This window comes from Streptomyces sp. NPDC127100 (assembly GCF_042724095.1).
In the GTDB taxonomy this organism is placed as follows: Bacteria; Actinomycetota; Actinomycetes; order Streptomycetales; family Streptomycetaceae; genus Streptomyces.
The window spans coordinates 49257-72801 of sequence record NZ_JBHXFL010000007.1 but is presented as its reverse complement, the minus strand read 5'-3'; the positions used below and the strand labels follow the sequence as shown (position 1 = coordinate 72801).

At 74.3% G+C, this 23545-nt stretch carries 25 protein-coding genes; 18 read left to right on the top strand and 7 right to left on the bottom strand.

The annotated features are described in order from the left end of the window. Positions 1 to 33 precede the first annotated feature (33 nt). Positions 34 to 507 carry a C40 family peptidase gene (locus tag ACFWJB_RS10430; RefSeq protein ID WP_385459408.1) on the top strand — a complete coding sequence of 158 codons (474 nt, stop codon included), beginning with the start codon at positions 34 to 36 and terminating at the stop codon, positions 505 to 507. A gap of 233 nt (positions 508 to 740) precedes the next feature. On the opposite strand, the gene ACFWJB_RS10425 is transcribed toward ACFWJB_RS10430, so the two are convergent. After that, positions 741 to 1244 carry an ATP-binding protein gene (locus ACFWJB_RS10425; RefSeq protein WP_385459406.1) on the bottom strand — a complete coding sequence of 168 codons (504 nt, stop codon included), beginning with the start codon at positions 1242 to 1244 and terminating at the stop codon, positions 741 to 743. 213 nt (positions 1245 to 1457) lie between these two features. Between ACFWJB_RS10425 and ACFWJB_RS10420 the strand changes: the two genes are divergently transcribed. Both ACFWJB_RS10420 and ACFWJB_RS10415 read left to right on the top strand, forming a co-directional pair. Beyond that, a complete protein-coding gene (locus tag ACFWJB_RS10420; RefSeq protein ID WP_386921561.1) occupies positions 1458 to 2318 on the top strand; it encodes a helix-turn-helix domain-containing protein in 861 nt (286 codons plus the stop codon). A 9-nt stretch (positions 2319 to 2327) separates the two neighbouring features. After that, complete coding sequence (locus ACFWJB_RS10415; protein WP_386921559.1) at positions 2328 to 2567, top strand: DUF397 domain-containing protein; 240 nt, start codon at positions 2328 to 2330, stop codon at positions 2565 to 2567. Positions 2568 to 2609: 42 nt separating this feature from the next. Here ACFWJB_RS10415 and ACFWJB_RS10410 read toward each other — a convergent pair whose 3' ends face one another. Next, positions 2610 to 3737: an 8-amino-7-oxononanoate synthase gene (locus ACFWJB_RS10410; protein WP_386921557.1), complete on the bottom strand. Its 1128-nt coding sequence runs from the start codon at positions 3735 to 3737 to the stop codon at positions 2610 to 2612. 150 nt (positions 3738 to 3887) lie between these two features. Between ACFWJB_RS10410 and bioB the strand changes: the two genes are divergently transcribed. The 11 genes from bioB (at position 3888) to mug (ending at position 15046) form a co-directional block, all read left to right on the top strand. After that, a complete protein-coding gene (bioB, locus tag ACFWJB_RS10405) occupies positions 3888 to 5069 on the top strand; it encodes a biotin synthase BioB (protein ID WP_386921555.1) in 1182 nt (393 codons plus the stop codon). Further along, the gene (locus ACFWJB_RS10400; RefSeq protein WP_386921553.1) at positions 5062 to 6348 is read left to right on the top strand and encodes an adenosylmethionine--8-amino-7-oxononanoate transaminase; all 1287 of its coding nucleotides are present in this window, start codon (positions 5062 to 5064) and stop codon (positions 6346 to 6348) included. The genes bioB and ACFWJB_RS10400 overlap by 8 nt, the downstream gene beginning before the upstream one ends. Before the next feature lies 1 nt (position 6349). After that, positions 6350 to 7066, top strand: coding sequence for a dethiobiotin synthase (bioD, locus tag ACFWJB_RS10395; protein WP_386921551.1), 717 nt, complete (start codon positions 6350 to 6352; stop codon positions 7064 to 7066). 396 nt (positions 7067 to 7462) lie between these two features. Further along, positions 7463 to 8152, top strand: coding sequence for a class I SAM-dependent methyltransferase (locus tag ACFWJB_RS10390; RefSeq protein ID WP_386921549.1), 690 nt, complete (start codon positions 7463 to 7465; stop codon positions 8150 to 8152). Between the two features lie 122 nt (positions 8153 to 8274). Then, positions 8275 to 9162, top strand: coding sequence for an LLM class F420-dependent oxidoreductase (locus tag ACFWJB_RS10385; RefSeq protein ID WP_386921547.1), 888 nt, complete (start codon positions 8275 to 8277; stop codon positions 9160 to 9162). A 68-nt stretch (positions 9163 to 9230) separates the two neighbouring features. Further along, positions 9231 to 9656 (top strand): GNAT family N-acetyltransferase, encoded by a 426-nt coding sequence (locus ACFWJB_RS10380; RefSeq protein ID WP_386921545.1) that lies wholly within the window; start codon positions 9231 to 9233, stop codon positions 9654 to 9656. A gap of 94 nt (positions 9657 to 9750) precedes the next feature. Next, complete coding sequence (locus ACFWJB_RS10375; RefSeq protein ID WP_385460363.1) at positions 9751 to 11100, top strand: hemolysin family protein; 1350 nt, start codon at positions 9751 to 9753, stop codon at positions 11098 to 11100. Then, a complete protein-coding gene (locus tag ACFWJB_RS10370) occupies positions 11097 to 12119 on the top strand; it encodes a hemolysin family protein (RefSeq protein ID WP_386921543.1) in 1023 nt (340 codons plus the stop codon). The genes ACFWJB_RS10375 and ACFWJB_RS10370 overlap by 4 nt, the downstream gene beginning before the upstream one ends. A gap of 65 nt (positions 12120 to 12184) precedes the next feature. Beyond that, on the top strand, positions 12185 to 12964 hold the full coding sequence (locus tag ACFWJB_RS10365) for an SGNH/GDSL hydrolase family protein (RefSeq protein ID WP_385460368.1): 780 nt from the start codon (positions 12185 to 12187) through the stop codon (positions 12962 to 12964). Positions 12965 to 13052: 88 nt separating this feature from the next. Continuing rightward, positions 13053 to 14495, top strand: a complete 1443-nt coding sequence (purB, locus tag ACFWJB_RS10360) for an adenylosuccinate lyase (protein WP_386921541.1) — start codon at positions 13053 to 13055, stop codon at positions 14493 to 14495. Positions 14496 to 14539: 44 nt separating this feature from the next. After that, positions 14540 to 15046: a G/U mismatch-specific DNA glycosylase gene (gene mug / locus ACFWJB_RS10355; protein ID WP_386921700.1), complete on the top strand. Its 507-nt coding sequence runs from the start codon at positions 14540 to 14542 to the stop codon at positions 15044 to 15046. Positions 15047 to 15053: 7 nt separating this feature from the next. Here the strand turns inward: mug and ACFWJB_RS10350 are convergent, their stop codons facing one another. The 3 genes from ACFWJB_RS10350 to ACFWJB_RS10340 are packed head-to-tail and all read right to left on the bottom strand — an operon-like array spanning position 15054 to position 17196. Beyond that, entirely contained in the window at positions 15054 to 15494 is a 441-nt protein-coding gene (locus ACFWJB_RS10350; RefSeq protein WP_386921539.1) for a hypothetical protein, read from the bottom strand. Positions 15495 to 15550: 56 nt separating this feature from the next. Continuing rightward, a complete protein-coding gene (locus ACFWJB_RS10345) occupies positions 15551 to 16273 on the bottom strand; it encodes an ABC transporter permease (protein ID WP_386921537.1) in 723 nt (240 codons plus the stop codon). 2 nt (positions 16274 to 16275) lie between these two features. Then, a complete protein-coding gene (locus ACFWJB_RS10340; RefSeq protein ID WP_386921535.1) occupies positions 16276 to 17196 on the bottom strand; it encodes an ABC transporter ATP-binding protein in 921 nt (306 codons plus the stop codon). Between the two features lie 107 nt (positions 17197 to 17303). Here ACFWJB_RS10340 and ACFWJB_RS10335 point away from each other — a divergent pair, with 107 nt between their 5' ends. The 3 genes from ACFWJB_RS10335 to ACFWJB_RS10325 all read left to right on the top strand — a co-directional run bounded on the left by ACFWJB_RS10335 (position 17304) and on the right by ACFWJB_RS10325 (position 20393). Next, positions 17304 to 18461: a sensor histidine kinase gene (locus ACFWJB_RS10335; RefSeq protein WP_386921533.1), complete on the top strand. Its 1158-nt coding sequence runs from the start codon at positions 17304 to 17306 to the stop codon at positions 18459 to 18461. A gap of 14 nt (positions 18462 to 18475) precedes the next feature. Further along, positions 18476 to 19138 (top strand): response regulator, encoded by a 663-nt coding sequence (locus ACFWJB_RS10330; RefSeq protein WP_385460386.1) that lies wholly within the window; start codon positions 18476 to 18478, stop codon positions 19136 to 19138. Positions 19139 to 19238: 100 nt separating this feature from the next. Next, a complete protein-coding gene (locus tag ACFWJB_RS10325) occupies positions 19239 to 20393 on the top strand; it encodes an ROK family transcriptional regulator (RefSeq protein WP_386921530.1) in 1155 nt (384 codons plus the stop codon). A 150-nt stretch (positions 20394 to 20543) separates the two neighbouring features. On the opposite strand, the gene ACFWJB_RS10320 is transcribed toward ACFWJB_RS10325, so the two are convergent. Together ACFWJB_RS10320 and sigJ are read right to left on the bottom strand one after the other, a co-directional pair. Further along, on the bottom strand, positions 20544 to 21305 hold the full coding sequence (locus tag ACFWJB_RS10320) for a GntR family transcriptional regulator (protein ID WP_385460392.1): 762 nt from the start codon (positions 21303 to 21305) through the stop codon (positions 20544 to 20546). A gap of 253 nt (positions 21306 to 21558) precedes the next feature. Continuing rightward, the gene (gene sigJ, locus ACFWJB_RS10315) at positions 21559 to 22443 is read right to left on the bottom strand and encodes an RNA polymerase sigma factor SigJ (RefSeq protein ID WP_386921528.1); all 885 of its coding nucleotides are present in this window, start codon (positions 22441 to 22443) and stop codon (positions 21559 to 21561) included. 179 nt (positions 22444 to 22622) lie between these two features. On the opposite strand from sigJ, the gene ACFWJB_RS10310 reads away from it, so the two are divergent. Next, positions 22623 to 23501, top strand: coding sequence for an alpha/beta fold hydrolase (locus ACFWJB_RS10310; RefSeq protein WP_386921526.1), 879 nt, complete (start codon positions 22623 to 22625; stop codon positions 23499 to 23501). Positions 23502 to 23545 lie beyond the last annotated feature (44 nt).

The window sequence follows — 23545 nt, the reverse complement described above, 5'->3', positions numbered from 1 at the left end:
CATCCTTCACAGGCGGCTGACGAAGGGTTGCGCATGACTGCGCTCAATCGTGTCCCGTCGATGATGGCCCGTGCCGGTACGGCCTCGGCCCTGACCATCGCCGCCGTGGGCGGCTCCATCGTGGTTCCCGGCGTCGCCTCCGACGCCGCGGCGGCCGGCCACGCCACGAAGGCCTTGCGGATAGCGGCCTCCAAGAAGGGCGCCCCCTACGCGTGGGGAGCGACCGGTCCGCGCAGGTTCGACTGCTCCGGACTGACGCTGTACTCGTTCAAGAAGGCCGGCAAGAAGCTGCCGCGGACGGCCGCGCAGCAGTACAACAAGACCCGGCACATCTCCGCCGGCAGCCGCAGGGCCGGAGACCTCGTGTTCTTCCACTCGGGCCGGTACGTGTACCACGTCGGCATCTACGCCGGGAAGGGCAAGATCTGGCACGCCCCGAAGACCGGGGACGTGGTGCGGCTGCAGAAGATCTGGACGAGCAACGTCTGGTACGGCCGGGTGAAGTGATCCCCCGGGGGCGGTGGCGGCGTCCCTGACGCGCCGTGACCGCCCCCGGGTGCGTGCCGCGGCGCATGACAGGGGCCCTCGGCGGTCACCCGCCACGCCGGGCCGTTCACAGCCGCCCTACCGCCGTGACGAGACACGGTCCCGCACGGACCGGCGCACCGTTCCGCCGCACGCGTTCCGCCGCACGCGTTCCGTCGCACGCGTTCCGTCGCACGCCGGGTGCGGTCGGCTCCTCACCGCTGTGGCCCAGGCCGGCCCAGGGCCTCGCCCCGGGGTTGACTCACGACCGTGACGGGATCGGCAGGCGCCGCAGGTTCCGGTGCCGTCCAGGGCAGTTCGATGGAGACGGTCTTGCCGCCCTGGCGCGTGGGCCGCACCCTCAGCCTGCCGCCGCACTCCGCCGTCAGCCACCGGATGATCACCATGCCCCGGCCGTTGTCCTGCTGCACGGCGGCCGGCAGCCGCTTGGGAAAGCGCGGGTGGCTGTCGGTGACGCCGACGCACAGCCGTTCGTCGCGGTCGAGGACGAGGTCCACCGTGAAGGTCGGCGACTGCCCGAGCGTGTGCTGGACCGCGTTGGTGGCCAGTTCGGAGACGATGAGGCGGACGGTCTCGGACATCTCCGCCTCCGCGGGCAGCCCCCACTCCGCCAGTGTGCCCACCGCATAGGTGCGCGCGGCGGCCACCGAGGCCGGATCGCTGGGCAGAGTGACGGATGCTTCCAGATGGTCTGCCATGGCGACGCCGTCCCTTTCCCGCGGGACCGAGGTCCGACACGGAGCGGATGGTTCGAGTACGGTCCCGGACTGGTGCTTCGCCGCCAGACTGCCATCACCACCCGGTGGAGAGCGGCGAACCCCGGAGATATGCATATATCTGTCGCTCGAAGCGGTGAACTCTGCGACGGCAGAACGTATGTGGAGGGCGCGTGAGGAGTAAAGGAGTGGCCCATGCAGCACGGCCCGGTGGTGCGTCGCCGAAAGCTGGGCGCGGAACTGCGTGCCCTGCGCACGTCGGCGGGGATCACCAGCGGCGAGGCGGCCCGGCTGGTGGGCTGGCACCAGTCGAAGGTCAGCCGGATCGAGACCGGGACGAGCGGCGCCAAGCCCGCCGACGTGCGGTTACTCCTGGACGCCTACGGCGTGGCCGACGGGGAACTGCGGGAGTTGCTGGTGGTGCTGGCGGGTTCCGAGGACGCGAGCGGGCGGCACCACTGGTGGCACGCCTACCGCGGGGTACTGCCGCCGACGTACCGGGACTTCATCAGCCTGGAGTCGCAGGCGAGCGCGATGCGGACGCTGGAGACGACCGTCGTGCCCGGGCTGCTGCAGACACCGGAGTACGCCCGCGCGGTGACGCGGGCCGCGGTGGACGGGCAGCCGGAGAACCGGCTGAACACGCTGGTGGAGGTCCGTCTCGCCCGGCAGGACGTGCTGCGCGCCGACCCGCCGCTCGAACTGAACGCGGTCCTCGACGAGGCGGTGCTGCGCCGGGAGGTGGGAGGGCCGGGCGTGATGGCCCGGCAGCTGATCCGTCTGGTGGAGGCCGCGCGACTGCCCCATGTCCGGCTCCAGGTGCTCCCGTTCTCCGCCGGGGCGCACATCGGTGTCACCGGTCCTTTCGTTATTTTCTCATTTCCGAGCACTTCTGATCTCGACGTGGTGGTTCTCGACCACTTGACGAGTAGCCTCCACCTCGAACGGAAAGAAGACCTAGAGGCCTACACCGAGGCCTTCAACGCCCTTCTGATCCATGCCCTTTCGCCCGAGGACTCGTTGGACTACATCGCCGCGACAGCGGCCGGCGCGTAAGGAGGCACCATGTCCGCACTTCCTCGGAACACCCCCACGAGTACCGATCTGACCGGTGTGCGATGGCTGCGCAGCAGCTACAGCACCGGAGCCAACAACTGCGTGGAGGCGGCACGGCCGTCGGCCGGCCCCTGGGCCGGACTGCTCGCCGTGCGCGACTCCAAGGACCCGGCCGGGCCCGCGCTGCTCTTCTCCCCCGGGAGCTGGGCGTCGTTCACGGCCGCGGTCCACCGCGGCCGGCCGGACTGATCCGGCCGGATCCCGCGCGACGCACGGCCGTGCCACGCCGACTCATGGCCGCGTGTCGCCGATCACCCGCACAGCGCGTTCGATCTGTTCCCCGGAGAGGTCCGCACGAGCGGTCAGCCTGAGCCGTGAGATGCCGTCGGGCACGGACGGAGGGCGGAAGCAGCCCACGGACAGGCCGGCCGCACGGCAGTCGGCCGCCCATCGCACGGCCCCCTCCGGGGAGGGAGCGCGCACCGACACCACCGCGGCGTCCGGGGGTACCGCCTCCAGGCCCGCGGCGGTGAGGCGTGCGTGCAGCTCGGCCGCCACCGCGCGCGCCCGTGCCGCCCGCCCGGGCTCACGGCGCAGCAGCCGCAGTGCCGCGAGGGCCGCGCCCGTCGATGCGGGGGCGAGCCCCGTGTCGAAGATGAACGTCCGGGCGGCGTTCACCAGATGGTCGATCACCCGCGCGGGGCCGAGCACGGCACCGCCCTGACTGCCGAGCGACTTGGACAGCGTGACCGTCGCGACGACGTCGTCGGCGCCCGCGAGTCCCGCCGCGTGCGGGGCGCCCCGGCCGCCGTCGCCGAGGACGCCCAGGCCGTGGGCGTCGTCGAGGACCAGCCCGGCGCCGTGCTCGCGGCACGCCTCGGCGAGGGCGGCCAGCGGCGCCGCGTCGCCGTCCACCGAGAAGACCGTGTCGGAGACGGCGACGGCGGGCCCGTCGTGCGTCGCCAGCGCCTTGCGCACCGCGTCCGGACCGGCGTGCGCCACGACGTGGGTCGTGCCCCGGGCCAGCCGGCAGCCGTCGATCAGCGAGGCGTGGTTGCCCGCGTCCGAGACGACGAGGGAGCCGTGCGGCGCCAGCGCGGTCACCGCGGCGAGGTTGGCCGCGTAGCCGGAGGAGAAGACGAGCGCGGCCTCGAAGCCGCAGAAGGCGGCCAGTTCGCGCTCGAGTTCGGCGTGCAGCTCGGTCGTCCCGGTGACGAGCCGGGAGCCGGTCGCACCACCGCCCCAGGCCAGCGCGGCCTCCGCCGCGCCCTCGGCGACCTCCGGGTGCCGGGCCAGACCGAGGTAGTCGTTGCTCGCCAGGTCCAGCAGCGGCGAGTCGGCCGGGCGGGGCCGCAGTGTCCGTACGAGCCCGGCCCTGCGGCGCGCCCCGGCCTGCTCGTCGATCCAGCCGAACGCCATGGGTGGGCCCTCCGGGGTTTTGTAGGCAGTGGACAGACACTAGCGGCACGACGGGCTGCCCGAGGTGTGGCGATACCCACACGCTGATCTGTCACTGTTGTGCGAAGTCTCCTTGGCCCCGGGCGGCCCCTTAGGACAGGATCGGCTCTCATGGACCTGCTGAACACGCTGGTGGACAAGGGGCTTCGGCGCGAGACGCCGACCCGCGAGGAAGCGCTGGCCGTCCTCGCCACTTCCGACGACGACCTGCTCGACGTGGTGGCCGCGGCCGGCAGGGTGCGCCGCCACTGGTTCGGCCGGCGGGTGAAACTCAACTACCTCGTCAACCTGAAGTCGGGCCTGTGCCCCGAGGACTGCTCGTACTGCTCGCAGCGGCTCGGTTCCAAGGCGGAGATCCTCAAGTACACCTGGCTCAAGCCCGGCCAGGCCTCGGAGGCCGCCGCCGCGGGCGTGGCCGGCGGCGCCAAGCGGGTGTGCCTGGTGGCCAGCGGCCGCGGTCCGACGGAGCGGGACGTGGACCGGGTCTCCGAGACGATCCGGACCATCAAGGAGCAGAACGAGGGCGTCGAGGTGTGCGCCTGCCTGGGCCTGCTCTCCGACGGCCAGGCGGAACGGCTGCGCGAGGCGGGCGCCGACGCCTACAACCACAACCTCAACACGTCCGAGTCGACGTACGGGGACATCACGACCACGCACACGTACGCCGACCGGGTGGACACGGTCAACAAGGCGCACGCGGCCGGGCTGTCCGCCTGTTCGGGGCTGATCGCCGGTATGGGCGAGAGCGACGAGGACCTGGTCGACGTGGTCTTCTCGCTGCGCGAGCTGGACCCCGACTCGGTGCCGGTCAACTTCCTGATCCCGTTCGAGGGCACGCCGCTGGCCAAGGAGTGGAACCTCACCCCGCAGCGGTGCCTGCGGATCCTGGCGATGACGCGGTTCGTCTGCCCGGACGTCGAGGTGCGCATCGCCGGCGGTCGCGAGGTGCATCTGCGGACGATGCAGCCGCTCGCCCTGCACCTGGCCAACTCCATCTTCCTCGGCGACTACCTCACCAGCGAGGGCCAGGCGGGGAAGGCCGACCTCGAGATGATCGCGGACGCCGGTTTCGAGGTGGAGGGCACCGGCGAGGTGACCCTGCCCGAACACCGGGCCGCGGACCGGGGCGGCTGCGGCTCGCACGGCGGCGGCGGGGTCTGCGGTTCCGCCGGCGGCGAGGGCGGGTGCGGCTCCACCACGGCAGAGGAGGCACCGGCGGCGAACGAGGCGCGGACCGACCTGGTCGCCGTGCGCCGCCGCGGTGCCGGCACGGACCTCGCTCCCAATGCCTGAGCCCGCCCTGACCGTGGACGAGCTGCTGGCCCTCGACCGGCGGCACGTCTGGCACCCGTACGGGCCCATGCCCGGCCGGCAGGACCCGCTCGTCGTGGAGTCGGCGAGCGGGGTGCGGCTGCGGCCGGCCGACGGCTCGGGCGAGCTGGTCGACGGGATGTCGTCCTGGTGGTCGGCCATCCACGGCTACAACCACCCGGTGCTGAACGAGGCCGCGCGCGACCAGCTGGACCGGATGAGTCACGTCATGTTCGGCGGGCTCACCCACGAGCCCGCCGTGCGGCTGGCGAAGCTCCTTGTCGACATGTCGCCCGAGGGCCTGGAGCACGTGTTCCTCGCCGACTCGGGCTCGGTGTCGGTCGAGGTGGCCGTCAAGATGTGCCTCCAGTACTGGCGTTCGCTGGGCCGCCCCGCGAAGCGGCGCCTGCTGACCTGGCGCGGGGGCTACCACGGCGACACCTGGCAGCCGATGTCGGTGTGCGACCCCGAGGGCGGGATGCACGAACTGTGGAGCGGGGTGCTGCCGCGCCAGGTGTTCGCGGACGCCCCGCCCGCCGCGTACGAGGAGTCGTACGCGGACCATCTGCGCGCCACCGTGGAGCGGCACGCCGACGAGCTGGCCGCGGTGATCGTCGAACCGGTGGTGCAGGGCGCGGGCGGGATGCGGTTCCACTCCCCCGCCTATCTGCGGGTGCTGCGCGAGGTGTGCGACGCGCACGACGTGCTGCTGGTGTTCGACGAGATCGCCACCGGGTTCGGGCGTACGGGCGCGCTGTTCGCGGCGGAGCACGCGGCGGTGGCACCGGACGTGATGTGCGTCGGCAAGGCCCTGACCGGCGGCTATCTGACGCTGGCGGCGACGCTGTGCACCTCGCGGGTGGCGGACGGCATCTCACGGGGCGAGGTGCCGGTGCTCGCGCACGGGCCGACCTTCATGGGCAATCCGCTCGCGGCGGCGGTGGCGTGCGCGTCGATCGGGCTGCTGCTGGGCCAGGACTGGCGCGCGGAGGTCAAGCGCATCGAGGCGGGCCTGAAGGAGGGGCTCGCGCCCGCCGCCGGGCTGCCGGGCGTGACCGACGTACGGGTGCTCGGCGCGATCGGCGTGGTGCAGCTCGACCACGAGGTCGACGTGCGGGCGGCGACGGAGGCGGCCGTGCGCGAGGGCGTGTGGCTGCGGCCGTTCCGCGACCTGATCTACACGATGCCGCCGTACGTCACGGGCGACGCGGACGTGGCCCGCATCGCCCGCGCGGTGCGCGCGGCGGCACGGGAGGGATGACATGCCGGTACTGGTGATCACGGGGACGGGCACGGAGGTCGGCAAGACGGTCGCGACCGCCGCCGTGGCCGCGGCGGCGCTGGCGGCCGGCCGGTCGGTGGCCGTGCTGAAGGCCGCCCAGACGGGCGTGGGACCGGACGAACCCGGGGACGCACAGGAGGTCGCGCGCCTCGCGGGCGGCGTGACGGCGGCCGAGGTCGCCCGTTACCCGGAGCCGTTGGCGCCGGGCACGGCCGCGCGGCGGGCCGGACGGGCACCGGTCCGTCCCGAGGAGGTGGCCGAGGCGGCGGCCAAGCTGGCCACCGAGCACGACCTGGTGCTGGTCGAGGGGGCGGGCGGGCTGCTCGTCCGGTTCGACGAGGCGGGCGGCACCCTGGCGGACGTCGCGGCGCTGCTGGGCGCGCCGGTGCTCGTGGTGGCGTCGGCGGGGCTGGGCACGTTGAACACGACCGAGCTGACGGCCCGCGAGCTCACCGCGCGGGGCCTCGAGTTGCCGGGCGTGGTGATCGGCAGCTGGCCCGCGGACGCGGACCTCGCCTCGCGCTGCAACCTCGCCGATCTGCCGGTCGTGTCCGGGGCGCCGCTGCTCGGTGCCCTGCCGGCCGGGGCGGGCGCCCTGGGACCGGCCGCCTTCCGGTCGGCGGCACCGCACTGGCTGGCCCCCCGCCTGGAGGGCACATGGGACGCGGACGCCTTCCGGCTCCGGGAGGCGCCCTGAACGCCCGGTGATCCGAGCCGCGGCGCGGGACGCCGTGACGGGTACGCCGTTCGCCCGGCGCCACCCGGACGGGTGCCGGGCACTCCGGTGACGCGGGCGGCGAGGACGGCCGGGCGGGCCCGAGCGGCGCCGGGGGCGCGCCGGTGGCGCGGTCGCCCGCACGGACGAGCGCGCCCGCGCGCCGCGGGCCGACGGCGCACCGCCGCGGCCGGTGACGGGTACGCCGGTGGACGCGGTCCGTCGGAGGGAGCGTGACGGAGCCGCCGTACACGGGCCGTGGGGGCGGCCGGGGCGGATGTGACGGCCGCAGTGGGCAAGTGGGCCCTCGGTGGGCGGGTGCGCGGTGCCCGTGCGGGGGACAATCGCGGTGAGGCACCACCTCGTGAGGGAGGTCCCATGCCGCTGCGATCCGTCCGTTCCCGCCCCGTGCCCCCGGACGCCGTGCACCATCCGCTCTTCGCCCGCTACTACGCCCGGGCCAGCGTGGGCGCCGAGACGCGGATGGGCGTGGCGCGGGTGCGCCGGCGACTGCTCGCCGGACTGTCCGGGCGGGTGATCGAGGTCGGCGCGGGCAACGGCCTGAACTTCGCGCACTATCCGGGCGCCGTCTCGGAGGTCGTCGCCATCGAACCGGAGCGCTCGCTGCGGCAACTGGCCATGGACGCGGCGCTGCGCGCCCAGGTGCCGGTCGACGTGGCGCCGGGCGTGGCGGAGGCGCTGCCGGTCAAGAGCGAGGCCTTCGACGCGGTCGTCGTGTCGCTGGTGCTGTGCAGTGTCCGGGACGTGCCGCGGGCGCTCGGGGAGCTGCGCCGGGTGCTGCGGCCCGGCGGCGAGCTGCGCTTCTTCGAGCACGGCCGGGGCGGCGGGCGGATGATGACCTTCACCCAGCGGGCCCTGGACCGGACGGTGTGGCCGTCGCTGGCCGGCGGCTGCCACGTGTCCCGCGACCCGGTCGCCGCGCTGCGGGACGCCGGCTTCGTCCTGGGCCCGTACCGGCGGATGCTGATGCCGGAGAAGGGGCCGGTGCTGCCGATGTCGTACTGCGTCCTCGGCACGGCCTGGCGTCCGCCCGGGGACGACGCCTAGGGGGTGTCGTCGTCCGGGACCCACGCGTCGCGGAGGGCGGCGACACCTTGTGTGCCGGCGACCGCCGTGAACCGGTGATTGACTGTCCACGGCCCCAAGTCACCCGCGCGCGAGGAGAGTTCATGTCACGCCCGTTCCGTTTCGGCGTCAATCTGCTGGCCTCCGCCCCCGCCGGGGAGTGGAGTGCGAAGTGCCGGCGGGCCGAGCAGCTCGGGTACGACGTGATCCTGGTGCCGGACCACCTCGGAATGGTGGCCCCCTTCCCGGCGCTGGTCGCGGCCGCCCGGGCCACCGAGCGGCCCCGGGTGGGCACGTTCGTGCTCAACACCGGCTTCTGGAACCCGGCGCTGCTGGCGCGGGAGGTGGCGACCACGGACGCCCTGACGGGCGGGCGGCTGGAGCTGGGGCTCGGGACCGGCTACGTGCGGGCGGAGCACGACGCGGCGGGGCTGCCGTTCGGCTCGCCGGGCGAGCGTGTGGACCATCTGCGGCACACGCTGGAGGAACTCCGGCGGCTGCTCGACGACGAGGAGTACCGGCCGGGGCCGGCGCAGCGGCCCGTGCCGCTGCTCATCGGCGCCAACGGCGACCGGATGCTGGAACTGACCGCCCGGCACGCCGACATCGCCGCGTTCACGGGCGGCCGTACGGTGCAGGGGAGCGCGACGGGACAGCTGGCGCCCATCACCGCCGAGGAGCTCGACGAACGCGTGGCACGGTACGAGGTGCTGGCCGCGGGCCGCGGGGAACCGGCGGAGCGGAACCTGCTCATCCAGCTGGTGGCCGTCACCGGGGACCGCGAGGCCGCCGTCCGTCCTCTCCTGGAGCACGTCCCGCACCTGACCCCCGGCCAGGCTCTGGACCTGCCCATCTTCCTGACGGGGACGCTCGAGGAGATCACCGCCCAGGTGCGCGCGCAGCGCGAGCGCTACGGGTTCACGTACCTGACCGTCCTGGAGCCGTACATGGAGGCCTTCGCCCCGGTGATGCGGGCGCTGCGCGAGGGCTGACGCCGCGCGGCCCGTCCGCATGCCGGAATATGCGTCTCGCCCCGCCTCGCGCGTGGTGGGATCACCGCATGACCGATCTGCGGATACGGGCCGCCGGGCCCGAGGACCTGGACACCGTGCTGGCCTTCTGGAAGGCGGCGGCGGAAGGGACGAGCATCAGCGACGACCGGGAGAGCGTGGAGCGTCTGGTCGCCCGCGACCCGGGGGCGCTGGTCCTGGCCGAGCGCGACGGCGCCCTGGTGGGCACGGTGATCGCCGGCTTCGACGGCTGGCGCTGTCATCTGTACCGGCTGGCCGTGCACCCGGGCCACCGTCGCCGGGGAATCGGCTCGGCCCTGCTCGACGCCGCCGAGGAGCGGTTCGCGCGGCTCGGCGGGCGGCGCGCCGACGCGATGGTGCTGGTGCGCAACGAGCGGGCGCAGCATGCGTGGCGAGCGGCCGGGTACGCGCCCCAGGAGCAGTGGCGACGCTGGGTCAAGCCCCTCACCGACTGAAAGGCAGTGAGCACCGGCGCATGAGCGAGTGTCCCGGCGCACGACATCGCGCGAACCTCCACGTCCTGACCGATCATGAGACCGAGGTGACCCGATGACCGAAGTGCTCCTGCTGCTGGTGGCGATCCTGCTCTCGCTCGCGTGCGGCGCCTTCGTCGCGGCCGAGTTCTCGTTGACCACCGTCGAGCGCGGCGAGCTGGAGCGCGCCGCCGCGCGCGGCGAGCGGGGCGCGGCGAGCGCGTTGAAGGGCGTGCGCAACCTGACGTTCCAGCTGTCCGGGGCGCAGCTCGGCATCACGGTCACCAACCTGGTGGTCGGCATGCTCGCCGAGCCGTCGGTCGCGGCCCTCATCGCGGGGCCGCTGGAGGACGCCGGGATGTCCCCCTCGACGGCCTCGTCGCTGGCGCTGGTGCTGGGCACGGCCCTGTCCACGGTCTTCCTGATGATCGTCGGCGAGCTGGTGCCGAAGAACTGGGCGATCTCCTCGCCGCTGGCCGTCGCCAAGCGGGTGGGCGGTCCGCAGCGCTGGTTCAGCTCGGCCTTCCGGCCCTTCATCACCCATCTGAACAACTCGGCCAACCGTGTCGTGCGCCGCCTCGGCGTGGAGCCCGCGGAGGAGCTCGCGTCCGCGCGCGGGCCGCAGGAGCTGGCGGCGCTCGCCCGGCACTCCGCCAAGGAGGGCGCGCTGGAGCCCGACACCGCCGAACTGTTCGTGCGGACCCTGAACCTCGCCGACCTGACGGCGGAGAACGTGATGACCCCGCGCGTCCAGGTGGTCGCCCTGGACTGGCGGGCCACCTGCGAGGACGTGGCGAACGCGACGCGGGCGACCGGGCTGTCCCGGTTCCCCGTCTACCGGGACAGCCTCGACACGGTGGTGGGGACCGCACATGTGAAGGACGTGCTGGCGGTGCCCGCCGAGCGCCGGCTCCGGGTGCCGGTCGCCGAGCTGATGCGCGAGCCGCTGCTCGTCCCGGAGACGCTGACCGTCGACCGGCTCCTGGACCGGCTGTCCGGGCGGCGCACGATGGCCGTCGTCATCGACGAGTACGGCGGGACGGCGGGCGTGGCCACGCTGGAGGACATCGTCGAGGAGGTCGTCGGCGAGGTGCGCGACGAGCACGATCCGCACGAGATCCCCGAGCTGGACCCGGCCGGCACCGACGAGCAGGGCCACGCGCTGTACCGGGCCGACGGCTCGGCCCGGGTGGACCGGCTCGCCCGCCTCGGACTGCGGGTCCCGGAGGGCCCGTACGAGACGGTCGCCGGGCTGGTCGCGGCCCGCCTCGGCCGGATCCCCGACGTCGGTGACAGCGTGGACCTCGGGGGCTGGCGGCTGGACGTGGTGGACGCGACGGGGCGCCGGGCGGCGCGGGTGCTGCTGCACGCGCCACTCGACGACGACCCGGCCGGCGACGACGAGGACGGGGAGGCCGGACGGTGACCGCCGTACAGCTGCTGATCGGCCTGGCGACGCTCGTCGTCAACGCCTTCTTCGTCGGCGCCGAGTTCGCGCTGATCTCCGTGCGCCGCAGCCAGGTGGAGCAGTACGTCGAAGAAGGGGCGGAGGGCGACCGGCGGGCGAGGAACGTGCTGTGGGGTCTGGAGCACGTGTCCGCGCTGCTGGCGGCGGCCCAGCTCGGCATCACGCTGTGCACCCTGGTCCTGGGCATCGTCGCGGAGCCGGCGATCGCGCATCTGCTGGAGCCGGTGTTCCACGCGGCGGGCGTGCCGTCCGGGGCGGGACACGCGGTGTCCTTCGTGATCGCGCTGGTCCTGGCGACGTATCTGCACATGCTGCTCGGCGAGATGGTCCCCAAGAACATCGCGCTGGCCGAGCCGGTGCGCAGCGCGCTGCTGCTCGGGCCGCCGCTGGTGGGGCTGTCCCGCGCGCTGCGCCCGGTGATCTTCACGGTGAACGCCTTCGCGAACGGACTGCTCAAGCTGCTCAGGGTGGAGGCGAAGAACGAGGTCTCGGCGACCTTCACGGACACGGAGCTGGCCGAGATCGTCAAGGACGCCGGCGAGGCCGGGCTGATCGACGACCGCGCCCAGGAGCGGCTGCACGACGCCCTGGAGCTGGGCCGCCGGCCGGTGCGCGACGTGGTGCTGCCGCTGGAACGCGTCGTGCACGCGCGCGTGGGCATCACGCCGGAGCAGTTGGAGCGGCTGTCGGCCGAGTCCGGGTTCTCCCGCTTCCCGGTGGTGGACGACGGGCGGCGGATCGTCGGCTACCTGCACGTCAAGGACGCCCTGGACGCCTCCCCCCGGGACGTGCCGTTCCGGCCGCGGGACATGCGGGCCATCGCCCGGGTACGGGAGAGCACGCCGCTGGACGACGTCCTCACGGCGATGCGCGGCAGCCGTACGCACCTGGCGGCCGTCCTCGGCTCCGACGGGCGGCTGGCGGGACTGGTGACCATGGAGGACGTGCTGCGGGAGCTGTTCGGCCGGCGGACCTGACCCCGTCGTGCCGCCGGAGGGCGACCGACCGGCGGGTATGGAGTCGGGTTACCATCGTCGTCGCCATGCAGACGAACCCCACCCACACCAGCCTCGTCGCCGTCGGCGACTCCTTCACCGAGGGCATGTCCGACCTGATGCCCGACGGTTCCTACCGGGGCTGGGCCGACGTCCTGGCGGCGCGGATGGCCGCCCGCTCCCCCGGTTTCCGCTACGCGAACCTCGCCGTGCGCGGGAAGCTGATCGGCCAGATCGTCGACGAGCAGGTGGACGTCGCGGCGGCCATGGGGGCCGACGTGATCACGCTGGTCGGCGGCCTCAACGACACCCTGCGGCCCAAGTGCGACATGGCCCGGGTGCGGGACCTGCTGACGCAGGCCGTGGAGCGGCTGGCCCCGAACTGCAAGCAGCTGGTGCTGATGCGCAGCCCCGGCCGCCAGGGCCCGGTGCTGGAGCGGTTCCGGCCACGCATGGAGGCGCTGTTCGCGATCATCGACGACCTGTCCGCGCGGCACGGTGCCGTGGTGGTCGACCTGTACGGGGCCGACTCGCTGGCCGACCCGCGCCTGTGGGACGTGGACCGGCTGCACCTGACCGCCGACGGCCACCGCCGGGTCGCGGAGGCCGTGTGGCAGACGCTCGGCTACGAACCCGAGGACCCGCAGTGGCACGCGCCGATCCCGGCGACGCCGCCGCCGGGCTGGGTGCTGCGCCGCACCGCCGACGTCCGGTTCGCCCGGCAGCACCTGCTGCCCTGGATAGGCCGCAGGCTGACGGGCCGCTCGTCCGGCGACGGCCTGCCGCCCAAGCGCCCGGAGCTGCTGCCGTACGAGGACGTGACGTGATCCTTTCCCGGCCGGTGCGGCGTTCGTAGCTTCCGACGAACAACCCCGCGGCGCTGGCCTGCACGAATCGCCAGTAGAATCCGTTTACGTGACTGCCGCTCCCGCCAAGCCCCGCATCCCGAACGTCCTCGCCGGACGCTACGCCTCCGCCGAGCTCGCCACGCTCTGGTCGCCCGAGCAGAAGGTGAAGCTGGAGCGGCAGCTCTGGCTCGCCGTGCTGCGCGCCCAGAAGGACCTGGGCATCGAGGTGCCCGACGCCGCGATCGCCGACTACGAGCGCGTCCTCGACCAGGTCGACCTGGCCTCCATCGCCGAGCGCGAGAAGGTCACGCGGCACGACGTGAAGGCGCGGATCGAGGAGTTCAACGACCTCGCCGGGCACGAGCACGTGCACAAGGGCATGACCTCCCGCGACCTGACGGAGAACGTCGAGCAGCTCCAGATCCGGCTGTCGCTGGAGCTGGTCCGCGACCGTTCCGTGGCCGTCCTGGCCCGCCTGGGCAAGCTGGCCGGCGAGTACGCCGAGCTGGTCATGGCCGGCCGCTCGCACAACGTGGCCGCGCAGGCCACGACGCTGGGCAAGCGCTTCGCCACCGCCGCCGACGAGCTGCTCGTCGCGTACGGACGGGTGGAGGAGCTGCTCGGCCGCTACCCGCTGCGCGGCATCAAGGGCCCGGTCGGCACGGCCCAGGACATGCTGGACCTGCTCGGCGGGGACGCCGGCAGGCTCGCGGAGCTGGAGCGGCGGATCGCCGGCCACCTCGGCTTCTCGCAGGCGTTCACCTCGGTCGGCCAGGTCTACCCGCGCTCGCTGGACTACGAGGTCGTCACCGCGCTGGTGCAGCTGGCCGCCGCGCCCTCGTCGCTGGCGAAGACGATCCGGCTGATGGCCGGGCACGAGCTGGTCACGGAGGGCTTCAAGCCCGGCCAGGTCGGCTCCTCCGCGATGCCGCACAAGATGAACACCCGCTCCTGCGAGCGCGTCAACGGCCTGATGGTGATCCTTCGCGGCTACGCCTCGATGACCGGCGAGCTGGCGGGCGACCAGTGGAACGAGGGCGACGTGTCCTGCTCGGTGGTGCGCCGCGTCGCGCTGCCGGACGCGTTCTTCGCGCTGGACGGGCTGCTGGAGACGTTCCTGACCGTGCTCGACGAGTTCGGCGCCTTCCCCGCCGTCGTGGCCCGCGAGCTGGACCGCTACCTGCCGTTCCTCGCCACCACCAAGGTGCTGATGGGCGCGGTGCGGGCCGGCGTCGGCCGGGAGGTCGCGCACGAGGCGATCAAGGAGAACGCGGTGGCCTCCGCGCTGGCGATGCGTGAGCAGGGCGCCGAGCGCAACGAGCTCCTCGACAAGCTGGCCGCCGACGAGCGCATCCCGCTGGACCGCGCGGGACTGGACGCCCTGATGGCCGACAAGCTCTCCTTCACCGGCGCCGCCGCCGGTCAGGTCGGCGTCGTCGTCGGCCGGATCGAGGAGATCGTCAAGGAGCACCCGGCGGCCGCGGGCTACACCCCCGGAGCGATCCTCTGACCCGCTTCACCCGGGCCGAACTGGAGGCCGCCCGCGACCGTCTGCTGCCGGACGTCGTCGCGGACGGCCTCCGCGTGCTCTTCTGCGGCATCAACCCGGGCCTGCTGTCGGCGGCTTCGGGGCACCACTTCGCCCGGCCGGGCAACCGGTTCTGGCCGGTGCTGCACCTGTCCGGCTTCACGCCGCGGCAGCTGAAGCCGTCGGAGCAGCGGGAACTGCTCTCGTACGGCCTCGGCGTCACCAACGTCGTGGCCCGGGCGAGTGCGCGGGCGGACGAGCTGACCGCCGAGGAGTACCGGGAGGGCGGCCGGCAGCTGGCGCTGAAGGTGGCGCGGCTGCGGCCCCGCCGGCTGGCCGTCGTCGGCGTCACCGCCTACCGGGTGGCCTTCGACGCGCGCAAGGCGCAGGTGGGCCCGCAGGAACGGACGATCGGGGGCACCCGGGTGTGGGTGCTGCCCAACCCCAGCGGGCTGAACGCCCACTGGACCGCGCAGACGATGGCGGAGGAGTTCGCGCGGCTGCGGGTCGCGGCGGAGGCGGAGCGGACGTAGGCGGCGGTCACGGGGGTGCCTCCCGCGTGACCACGGCCAGCAGCCGCACCTCGTCCGTCCCGTCCCGGTCCGTGACGGCCAACGCGACCCAGCGGCCCGTCCCCTCCACTTCCCAGAGGCAGGCCACGCGCGCGCGGGCGCTGAGACCGGCCCACGGCTCCGGTATCTCCTCCCGTTCGGTCCGCAGCAGGACCGTCTGGAGGTTCCACGGGTCCGTCTCCCCCCAGCGCGGGGCGAGGCGCTCGTAGAGGGCGTCGCGGTACTCCTCGTACCGCTCCACCGTGACCGCGCGCTCCGCCGGACCGTCCGCGCGCAGGCCGTGGCTGCTCCTCAGCACCGCCACGAAGTGGCCGGGCGCTCCGGTGCACCCGTCCGACGGGCCGTGCTCCGCCGGGAAGGGCCGGAGGCACAGCTCGTCGATGAGGGCGATGTGCTGCGCGATGTCCATGCCGTCCAGTAAACCGGCCGCCACTGACAACTGGCGGGGCGTCAGCCGACCGCCGGTCAGGCGTCCCGTCGACGCAGCCGCCAGGCACCCGCGAGGACGGCGGCCGCCGTCCACACCGCGGTCACCGCGAGTCCCGTCCAGGGGCCCGGAGTTCCGTCGTGGGTCCGGTACAGGACCACCTGGCCGGCCTGGTCCGGCAGGAAGTCGACGGCGCCGCCCGCCGCGTCCCCGATCACGAACGAGACGATCAGGATGAACGGGATGACGGTGGACAGGGTGGCCGTGCCGCTGCGGAACAGGGCGGTGAGGCCGGCCGCGAGCAGGGCCATCAGCATGAGGTAGATCGCGCAGCCCACGACGCCGCGTGCCTGTTCGCCGGTGGTGAGCCCGTCCGCCGCCGGGCCGAGGCCCGCCCGGGCCGCTACGAGGGCGGCGCAGGCGGTGGGCAGCCCCACCGCGAGGACCGGTACCGCGACGGCGACGAGCTTCGCCGCGAACCACCGGCCGCGCCGCGGGACCGCGGCCAGGGAGAGCCGGATCCCGTTCCCGTGGTACTCCGACGAGACGGCCGTGGCCCCGAAGGCGATCGCGGCGATCTGGCCCGGCCAGACGCCGGACAGCGCCGTGAACAGCGGGTCGGAGTCCGGGTCCGGGCCGCCGGAGCCGGCCAGCGCGGAGAAGGCCGTGGTGACCGCGAACACGGCCAGCAGCGTGCCGTACAGCGAGGGCAGGGTGCGGATCTTGAGCGCCTCGGCGCGGAGGACGGGCGTGACGTGCATGGTCAGACTCCCTGCGTCCGGGCGGCGAACTCGGTCTCCGTGGCCGTGAGATCGAGATAGGCCTGTTCCAGCGTGCCTTCGTCGGCGGACAGTTCGAGGATCGGGACGCCCTCGCCGGACACGACGCGGCCGATGTCGTCCACGCGCACGTCGTGCACGGTCCAGTGCCCGTCGTCGTGTTCCACGGCGTCGTGACCGTGCCGGGCGAGGGCGGTCCTGAGGGCGGTGGCGTCCGGGGTGCGGATGCGGACCCGCGGGCGGACGCGGGCGTCGATGAACTCCCGCATCGGGGTGTCGGCGAGCAGGCGACCCCGGCCGAGGACGACCAGGTGGTCGGCGAAGGAGGCCGTCTCGTTCATCAGGTGGCTGGAGACCAGCACCGTGCGTCCCTCGGCGGCGAGCCGGCGCAGCAGCCGGCGGATCCAGATGATGCCCTCGGGGTCCAGCCCGTTGGAGGGTTCGTCCAGCATCACGACCCCGGGGTCGCCCAGCAGGGCGGCGGCAATGCCCAGCCGCTGGCGCATGCCCAGGGAGTAGGTCCGCACCCGGCGCCGGGCCACCGGCGCGAGGCCCGTCTCCTCCAGCACCTCGTCCACCCGGCGCGACGGGATCCGGTTGCTCGCCGCCAGGACGCGCAGGTGGTCCCGGGCGGTGCGCGAGCCGTGCGCGGCGTCCGCGTCGAGCAGGGCACCGACGTGCCGCAGCGGCTCCTGGAGCGTGGCGTAGGGCCGTCCGCCCAGGGCCGCCGTCCCGGACGTGGGCCGGTCGAGGCCCAGCACGAGCCGCATGGTGGTGGACTTCCCGGCGCCGTTGGGGCCGAGGAAGCCGGTGACGCGGCCGGGGCGCACGGTGAAGGTGAGGTCGTCGACGGCTCGTCGGGTGCCGTACTCCTTGGTGAGGTTCCGGATGTCGATGCTGGTCATGGGGACAGCGTGGCCGGTCCGGACGGGCCGGTGCCTCCCCCGCGGGTGGGCGGCGTCTCCCCCGTGCGGGGGAGCCCGTCGCGGCGGCACGCTGGCACGATGGCGCCATGGCACGCTTCCTGCGCCCGCTGCTGCGCGGGGCGACGTACACACGGCTGCTGCACCTGTGGGTGCCGGTGGCGGCCTTCAGCGTGTGGATGTGGGTGGAGCCCCGGATGCCGTGGGTGCCGGCGCTGGTGCTGGTCCCGGTCGGTCTGATCCCGGCCGTGCGGGTGGGCGAGGGCGTGCAGGCGCGGTACATGCTGACGCCGGGCGAGGCGGAACCGGACTTCTCCGTGGGGCCCGCCACGACCTGGCGGGACCGGCTGCGGACCGTGCTGTGGCTGGAGGCGCGGGTGGCACTGGCGGCCGTGACGGCCGTCGCCACGGTCTGGCTGCCGATCCTGTCGTACACGGCCGCCGCGTGCGTCGTCGGCCCGGTGCCCGGGGACGTTCCCCTGGTGGCCGGCACGGAACCCCACTGGGCCTACGCCCTGTTGGTCCCCGTCCCGTTGCTGCTGCTGTACGCGACGGTGGTCGGTCTCGGTGAGCTGGCCACCATCCTCGCCCGGCGGCTGCTCGGCCCGTCCGCCGCCGAGCGTCTCGAGGCGCTCGAGGAGCGCACCGACCAGCTCCTGGAACGCACCCGCATCGCCCGCGAGCTGCACGACTCCATCGGCCACGCCCTGACCATCGCCGTCGTGCAGGCCGGGGCCGCCCGCGCGGCGAACAGTCCCGAGTTCACCGACCGGGCCCTGACCGCGATCGAGGAGACCGGCCGGGCGGCCCTGGAGGACCTGGAGCGGGTGCTCGGCGTCCTGCGGGAGACGGGACGGCCGGTGGGCGGCCGTCCGACGCTCGTGGACGCCGACCGGCTGCTGGAGTCCGCCCGGGCCTCCGGGGCGAAGGTCGACGCCGAACTGACGGGCCCGCTGGAGGCCCTGCCCGGTCCGGTCTCGCGCGAGGGCTACCGCATCCTGCAGGAGGCGCTGACCAACGTGCTGCGGCACGCCGGGGCGGTCCCCGTCAGGGTCCAGGTCCGGGCGGCGGCCGGCGGCCTCGGTCTGGACGTGCGCAACCCGCTGCCGGACGGGAGGGCGGCACCGGGTCGCGGCAGCGGCCTGCGCGGCATACACGAGCGTGCCGCGCTGCTGGGCGGGCGGGCGCACACGGGTCCCGACGACGCCGGTGACTGGCAGGTGCACGTCGAGCTGCCCCTGGGCTGATCTACGCTGGGCGGATGCCGGTCAGAGTCCTCCTCGTCGACGACGAGCCCCTCGTACGCGCGGGTCTGCGCGCCGTGTTGGAGGCGCAGCCCGACATCGAGGTGGCCGGGGAGGCGGCCGACGGGGCCGCCGTCGTCCCGCTCGTGCGGCAACTGCGGCCGGACGTGGTCGCCATGGACGTCCGCATGCCACTGATGGACGGCATCGAGGCCACGCGCGCCCTGCTGCGGACGGTGCCCGAACCGCCCAAGATCCTCGTGGTGACGACCTTCGAGAACGACGAGTACGTGTACGAGGCGCTGCGCGCGGGCGCCGACGGGTTCCTGCTGAAGCGGGCCCGGCCGGCCGAGATCGTGCACGCGGTGCGGCTCGTCGCCGAGGGCGATTCCCTGCTCTTCCCCGCCTCGGTGCGCCAACTGGCCGCCGAGTACGGCGACGGCGGCGGGAACCGCGCCGCCCGCGCCGAGCTGGAGCGGGCGCGGCTGACCGAGCGGGAGGGCGAGGTGCTGCGGCTGATGGCGCGCGGGCTGTCGAACGCGGAGATCGCCGCCCGGCTGATCGTCGGCACGGAGACGGTCAAGTCGCACGTGAGCGCGGTGCTCGCCAAGCTGGGTGCCCGGGACCGCACGCAGGCGGTGATCACGGCCTACGAGTCCGGGTTCGTCGCCCCGGGTTGAGGGACACCCGCGGGCCGGGGCCGGGCGGACCGGCGCTCGCCCGGGGGGAGCGGGCCGAGTACGATCCGGCCAACACGCGCACGAGCTGGGAGGACGGACGTTGGGCAGGCTGACCGGCGGGGATCCGTCGCTGCTGCGGAGGATCAACTCCGCGGTGGTGCTGCACGCGCTGCGTGCCACGGACTGCGCGACGCTGACGGAGATCACCCGGGTCACGGGGCTGTCCCGGCCGACCGTCGAGGGCGTCGTCGAGGGGCTCATAGAGGCCGGTCTGGTCGTCGAGACGGCCGCCGACGACGGGGCGGCCCGGCGGCAGGGGCGGCCCGCGCGGCGGTTCCGGTTCAGGGCGGAGGCGGGGCATCTGCTGGGGCTCGAGATCGGGCCGCACCGCGTCGCCGCGCTCCTCGCCGACCTGGACGGGCGGGTGATCGGGGCGCAGGCTAAGGACGTGGAGGAGACGGCGCCGGCCGACGAGCGTCTGGAGCGGCTGCGCACCGCGGTCGCCGAGCTGCTGCGCCGGGCCGGTGTAGCGCGCGGTTCGCTGCGGGCCGTGGGTGCGGCCACGCCGGGGATCGTCGAGGCGGACGGCACGGTGCGGCTGGGCACGGCGCTGCCCGGGTGGACGGGGCTGCCCCTGGGCGAGCGGCTGCGGCGCAGCTTCAAGTGCCCGGTGCTGGTGGAGAACGACGCGAACGCGGCGGCGGTCGCCGAGCACTGGAAGGGTGCCGCCACCGAGTCCGACGACGTGGTGTTCGTGCTGGCCGGGCTGAGCCCCGGGGCCGGGGCGCTGATCGGCGGGCGGCTGCACCGGGGGTACGGCGGGGCGGCGGGCGAGATCGGCGCGCTGCACCTGCTGGGCCGGGACGTGACGCCGGAGACTCTGCTGTCCACGACGGACCAGCCGCTGCATCCGCTGGACGAGCAGGCGGTCGCCAAGGTCTTCGCCGAGGCGCGGGACGGCGACCAGCGGGCCCGGGCCGCCGTCGAGCGTTTCATCCAGCGGCTGGTGCACGACGTGGCGGCGCTGGTGCTGGCCCTGGACCCGGAGCTGGTCGTCATCGGCGGCTGGGCGGCCGGACTGGACGGCGTGCTGGAGCCGCTGCGGCGGGAACTGGCGCGCTACTGCCTGCGGCCGCCGCGGGTGACCCTGTCGTTGCTCGGCGAGGCCGCCGTGGCGACCGGCGCGCTGCGGCTGGCCCTCGACCACGTGGAGGAGCAGCTGTTCGCCGTGGAGGGTGCGACGGCCCGCCGCTAATCCGCCCGCGGCGGGGCCGTCCACGTCGCTCCGCCGGCCGCTGCCGTCCGCCGGTGTGCCGTCCGGCGGCCCGCCCGTCCCGGTCCGGTGGCCGGCGGGCCGCCGTCGTGCGGAGCGTCCGCCTCCCGGCACGGGCCCGTTCTCGTACGGTCAGGAGGCCCGGGTGTGCGGGCCGTGGTGGATCTCCATGTCGCCCGAGTCGCCGAAGGTCAGCCGGCAGGTGTCCGCTCGGTAGGTGGCGACGGAGAGCGCCGCGGTGCGGCCGCCGGCGAGGTAGCGGGTGGTGACGACCAGGACCGGCGCCCCGGGCAGACGGTCCAGCTCCTTGGCGTCCTCCGCACCGGCCGAGCCCAGCTCGACGGCGTTCTCCCGGCTGTTCAGCTCCAGCCGCTGCAGCTCGCGCAGCACGGCACGCGCGCGTGCGGCGCCGGACGGGGCGTCGATGGCGGAGAGGTCGGGCACCGATGCCGACGGGATGTACAGCAGCTCCGCCGCGACGGGCCGGCCGTGCGTCACGCGCGAGCGGCGGACGGTGTGCACAGGCTCGTCGCGGCCGGTTCCGAGGGCGTCGGCGACGGCCGCGGGGGGTGCCGCGGCCACGCAGTCGGCCGGCTGCCAGCCGTCGTCGGCCGCGCCGGGCCAGGCGTGCTGCCGGGGCCCGACGGCCACGCCCACGCGCGGCGGCGCGACGGTGGTGCCCACGCCGCGGCGGCGCTGGAGCCTGCCCTCCAGTTCGAGCTGCTCCAAAGCCTGCCGGAGCGTGGCGCGGGCGACGCCGAAGCGTGCGGCGAGGTCGCGCTCGTTGGGCAGGACCTCCCCCACGGAGAACTCCGAGTCCAGGGCCTCGGTGAGCTTGGTCCTCAGGTGCCAGTACTTCGGTTCCGGTACCGATTCCAACTGCGTGGTCCCCACCCTGTCCTCCGCAATCGCCGTGGTCCGGCGGCGTTTCGGCGCCCTTGTTTATTAAAGGTTGTTGAAGTTCTCTGCGACGATAGGACGGCCCACCTCCTTGGTCAAGACCAATCCTCGGTCCCGTGCGGGGGACGGGGGCACGGAGCGGGACCGTGTTCACGGGGTGTTCGTACGGAGTCGCACGGGTGACACGACGGCGAAGCCCCCGTCGCGCGGACGAGGGCTTCGGCCCGGGCGGTCGGCGGGGCCGCCGTCAGTCGGTGGGCAGGGACCGCAGCTTGTCGGGGTTGCGGACGACGTAGACGCACTGGACGCGCCCGTCGGCGATGTCCAACTGGAGGACGAAGTCGGGCTTGCCGCCCGCCAGCAGCAGCGCGGCCGGGCCCCCGTTGAGCTCCAGGAAGCGCAGGGTGGCGTCCGGGGCGGTCTTGCGGGCGGCGCCGACGAGGAAGCGCCCCACCTTGTCGGCGCTCTCCAGCACGCGCAGCGGTGCTCGCGACTTGCCGCCGCTGTCGCCCACCAGCCGGACGCCGGGGGCGAGCATCGCCATCAGCCCTTCGAGGTCGCCCTCGGCCGCCGCGGCGAGGAACCGCTCGGTGAGGTCGCGGCGCTGCGCGGGGTCGACGTCGTAGCGGGGCCGGCGTTCGTCGACGTGCCGGCGGGCCCGTCCGGCGAGCTGGCGCACGGCGGCCTCCTCGCGCTCCAGCACGGCGGCGATCTCGGCGTACGGGTAGCCGAACGCCTCGCGCAGCACGAACACCGCCCGTTCCAGCGGTGACAGCGACTCCAGGACGACGAGGACGGCCAGCGAGACGGAGTCGGCGAGCACGGCCCGTTCGGCGGTGTCCGGCACCACGTCGCCGAAGTCGGTGACGCAGGGTTCGGGCAGCCAGGGGCCCACGTACGTCTCGCCCCGCGACGTGATCTGGCGCAGCCGGTCGATGGCGAGGCGGGTGGTGATGCGCACCAGGTAGCCGCGCGGCTCGCGGACGGCGGTCCGGTCGGCCCGGGACCAGCGCAGCCATGCCTCCTGGACCACGTCCTCCGCGTCGGCGAGGCGGCCCAGCATGCGGTAGGCGACGCCCAGCAGGACGGGGCGGTGCTCTTCGAAGACGTCGGTCGCGGTGTCGGTGGTCACCGTCCCATCCCAGCGGACGCGTCCGGCCGTGTCCAGGCGGAACCGCCGGCGTCACGGGCGCGCGCGGAAACGGCGACGGCCGGGGGCTACCCGTCGGTAGCCCTTACTGACACGCTGTCTACGCAACGCCGGCACCGTTCGCGCGTTCCCGGCACCACGTGTTCCCGACAAGGAGCCCCATGTCCGCAACGCTCTCCCTCACGGCCCCCACCGAGCACGGTCCCCAGGACGTCACCCTCGCCTACGCGCGCGTGGGTGCGGGCGAGCCGCTGCTCCTGCTGCACGGCATCGGCCACCACCGGCAGGCCTGGGACCCGGTGGTCGACATCCTCGCGACCGAGCGCGAGGTGACAGCCGTGGACCTGCCGGGGTTCGGGCAGTCGCCCGCACTGCCGCACGGGGTGCCGCACGACCTGGCGACGACGAACGCGGTGCTCGGCGCCTTCTGCGCGGCCCTGGGGCTCGACCGGCCGCACGTGGCGGGCAACTCCCTGGGCGGTCTGCTGGCCCTGGAGCTCGGGCGGCGGAACCTGGTGCGGTCGGTGACGGCCCTGTCCCCGGCCGGCTTCTGGTCGGGGGCCGAGCGGCGCTACGCCTTCACCGTGCTGACGGGGATGCGCCGGACCGCCCGGAGTCTGCCCCTCCCCCTGGTCGAACGGCTGTCCCGCACGGCGGCCGGACGCACCGTCCTGACCAGCACGATCTACGCCCGGCCCGCTCGCCGCTCCCCCGAGGCCGTGGTCGCCGAGACGCTGGCGCTCGCCGGCGCCGAGGGGTTCGCCGAGACGCTCCGGGCCGGACGGAGCGTCCGCTTCACCGACGACGTCCCCGGCATCCCCGTCACCGTGGCGTGGGGCACCCGCGACCGGCTGCTGCTGCCCCGGCAGGGCGTGCGCGCCAAGCACACCATGCCCCGGGCCCGGCTGGTGCGGCTGCCCGGCTGCGGTCACGTCCCGATGAACGACGACCCGGCGCTGGTCGCCCGGGTGATCCTGGACGGCAGCCGCGCCCGGGAGGCGAGCGCCCCGCGGACCTCGTCCGGCACGGTCGGGGCGTAGCCGTCGTCCCGGTGCGGCGCACGCCCGTCCGGGTCGGCGTCCGG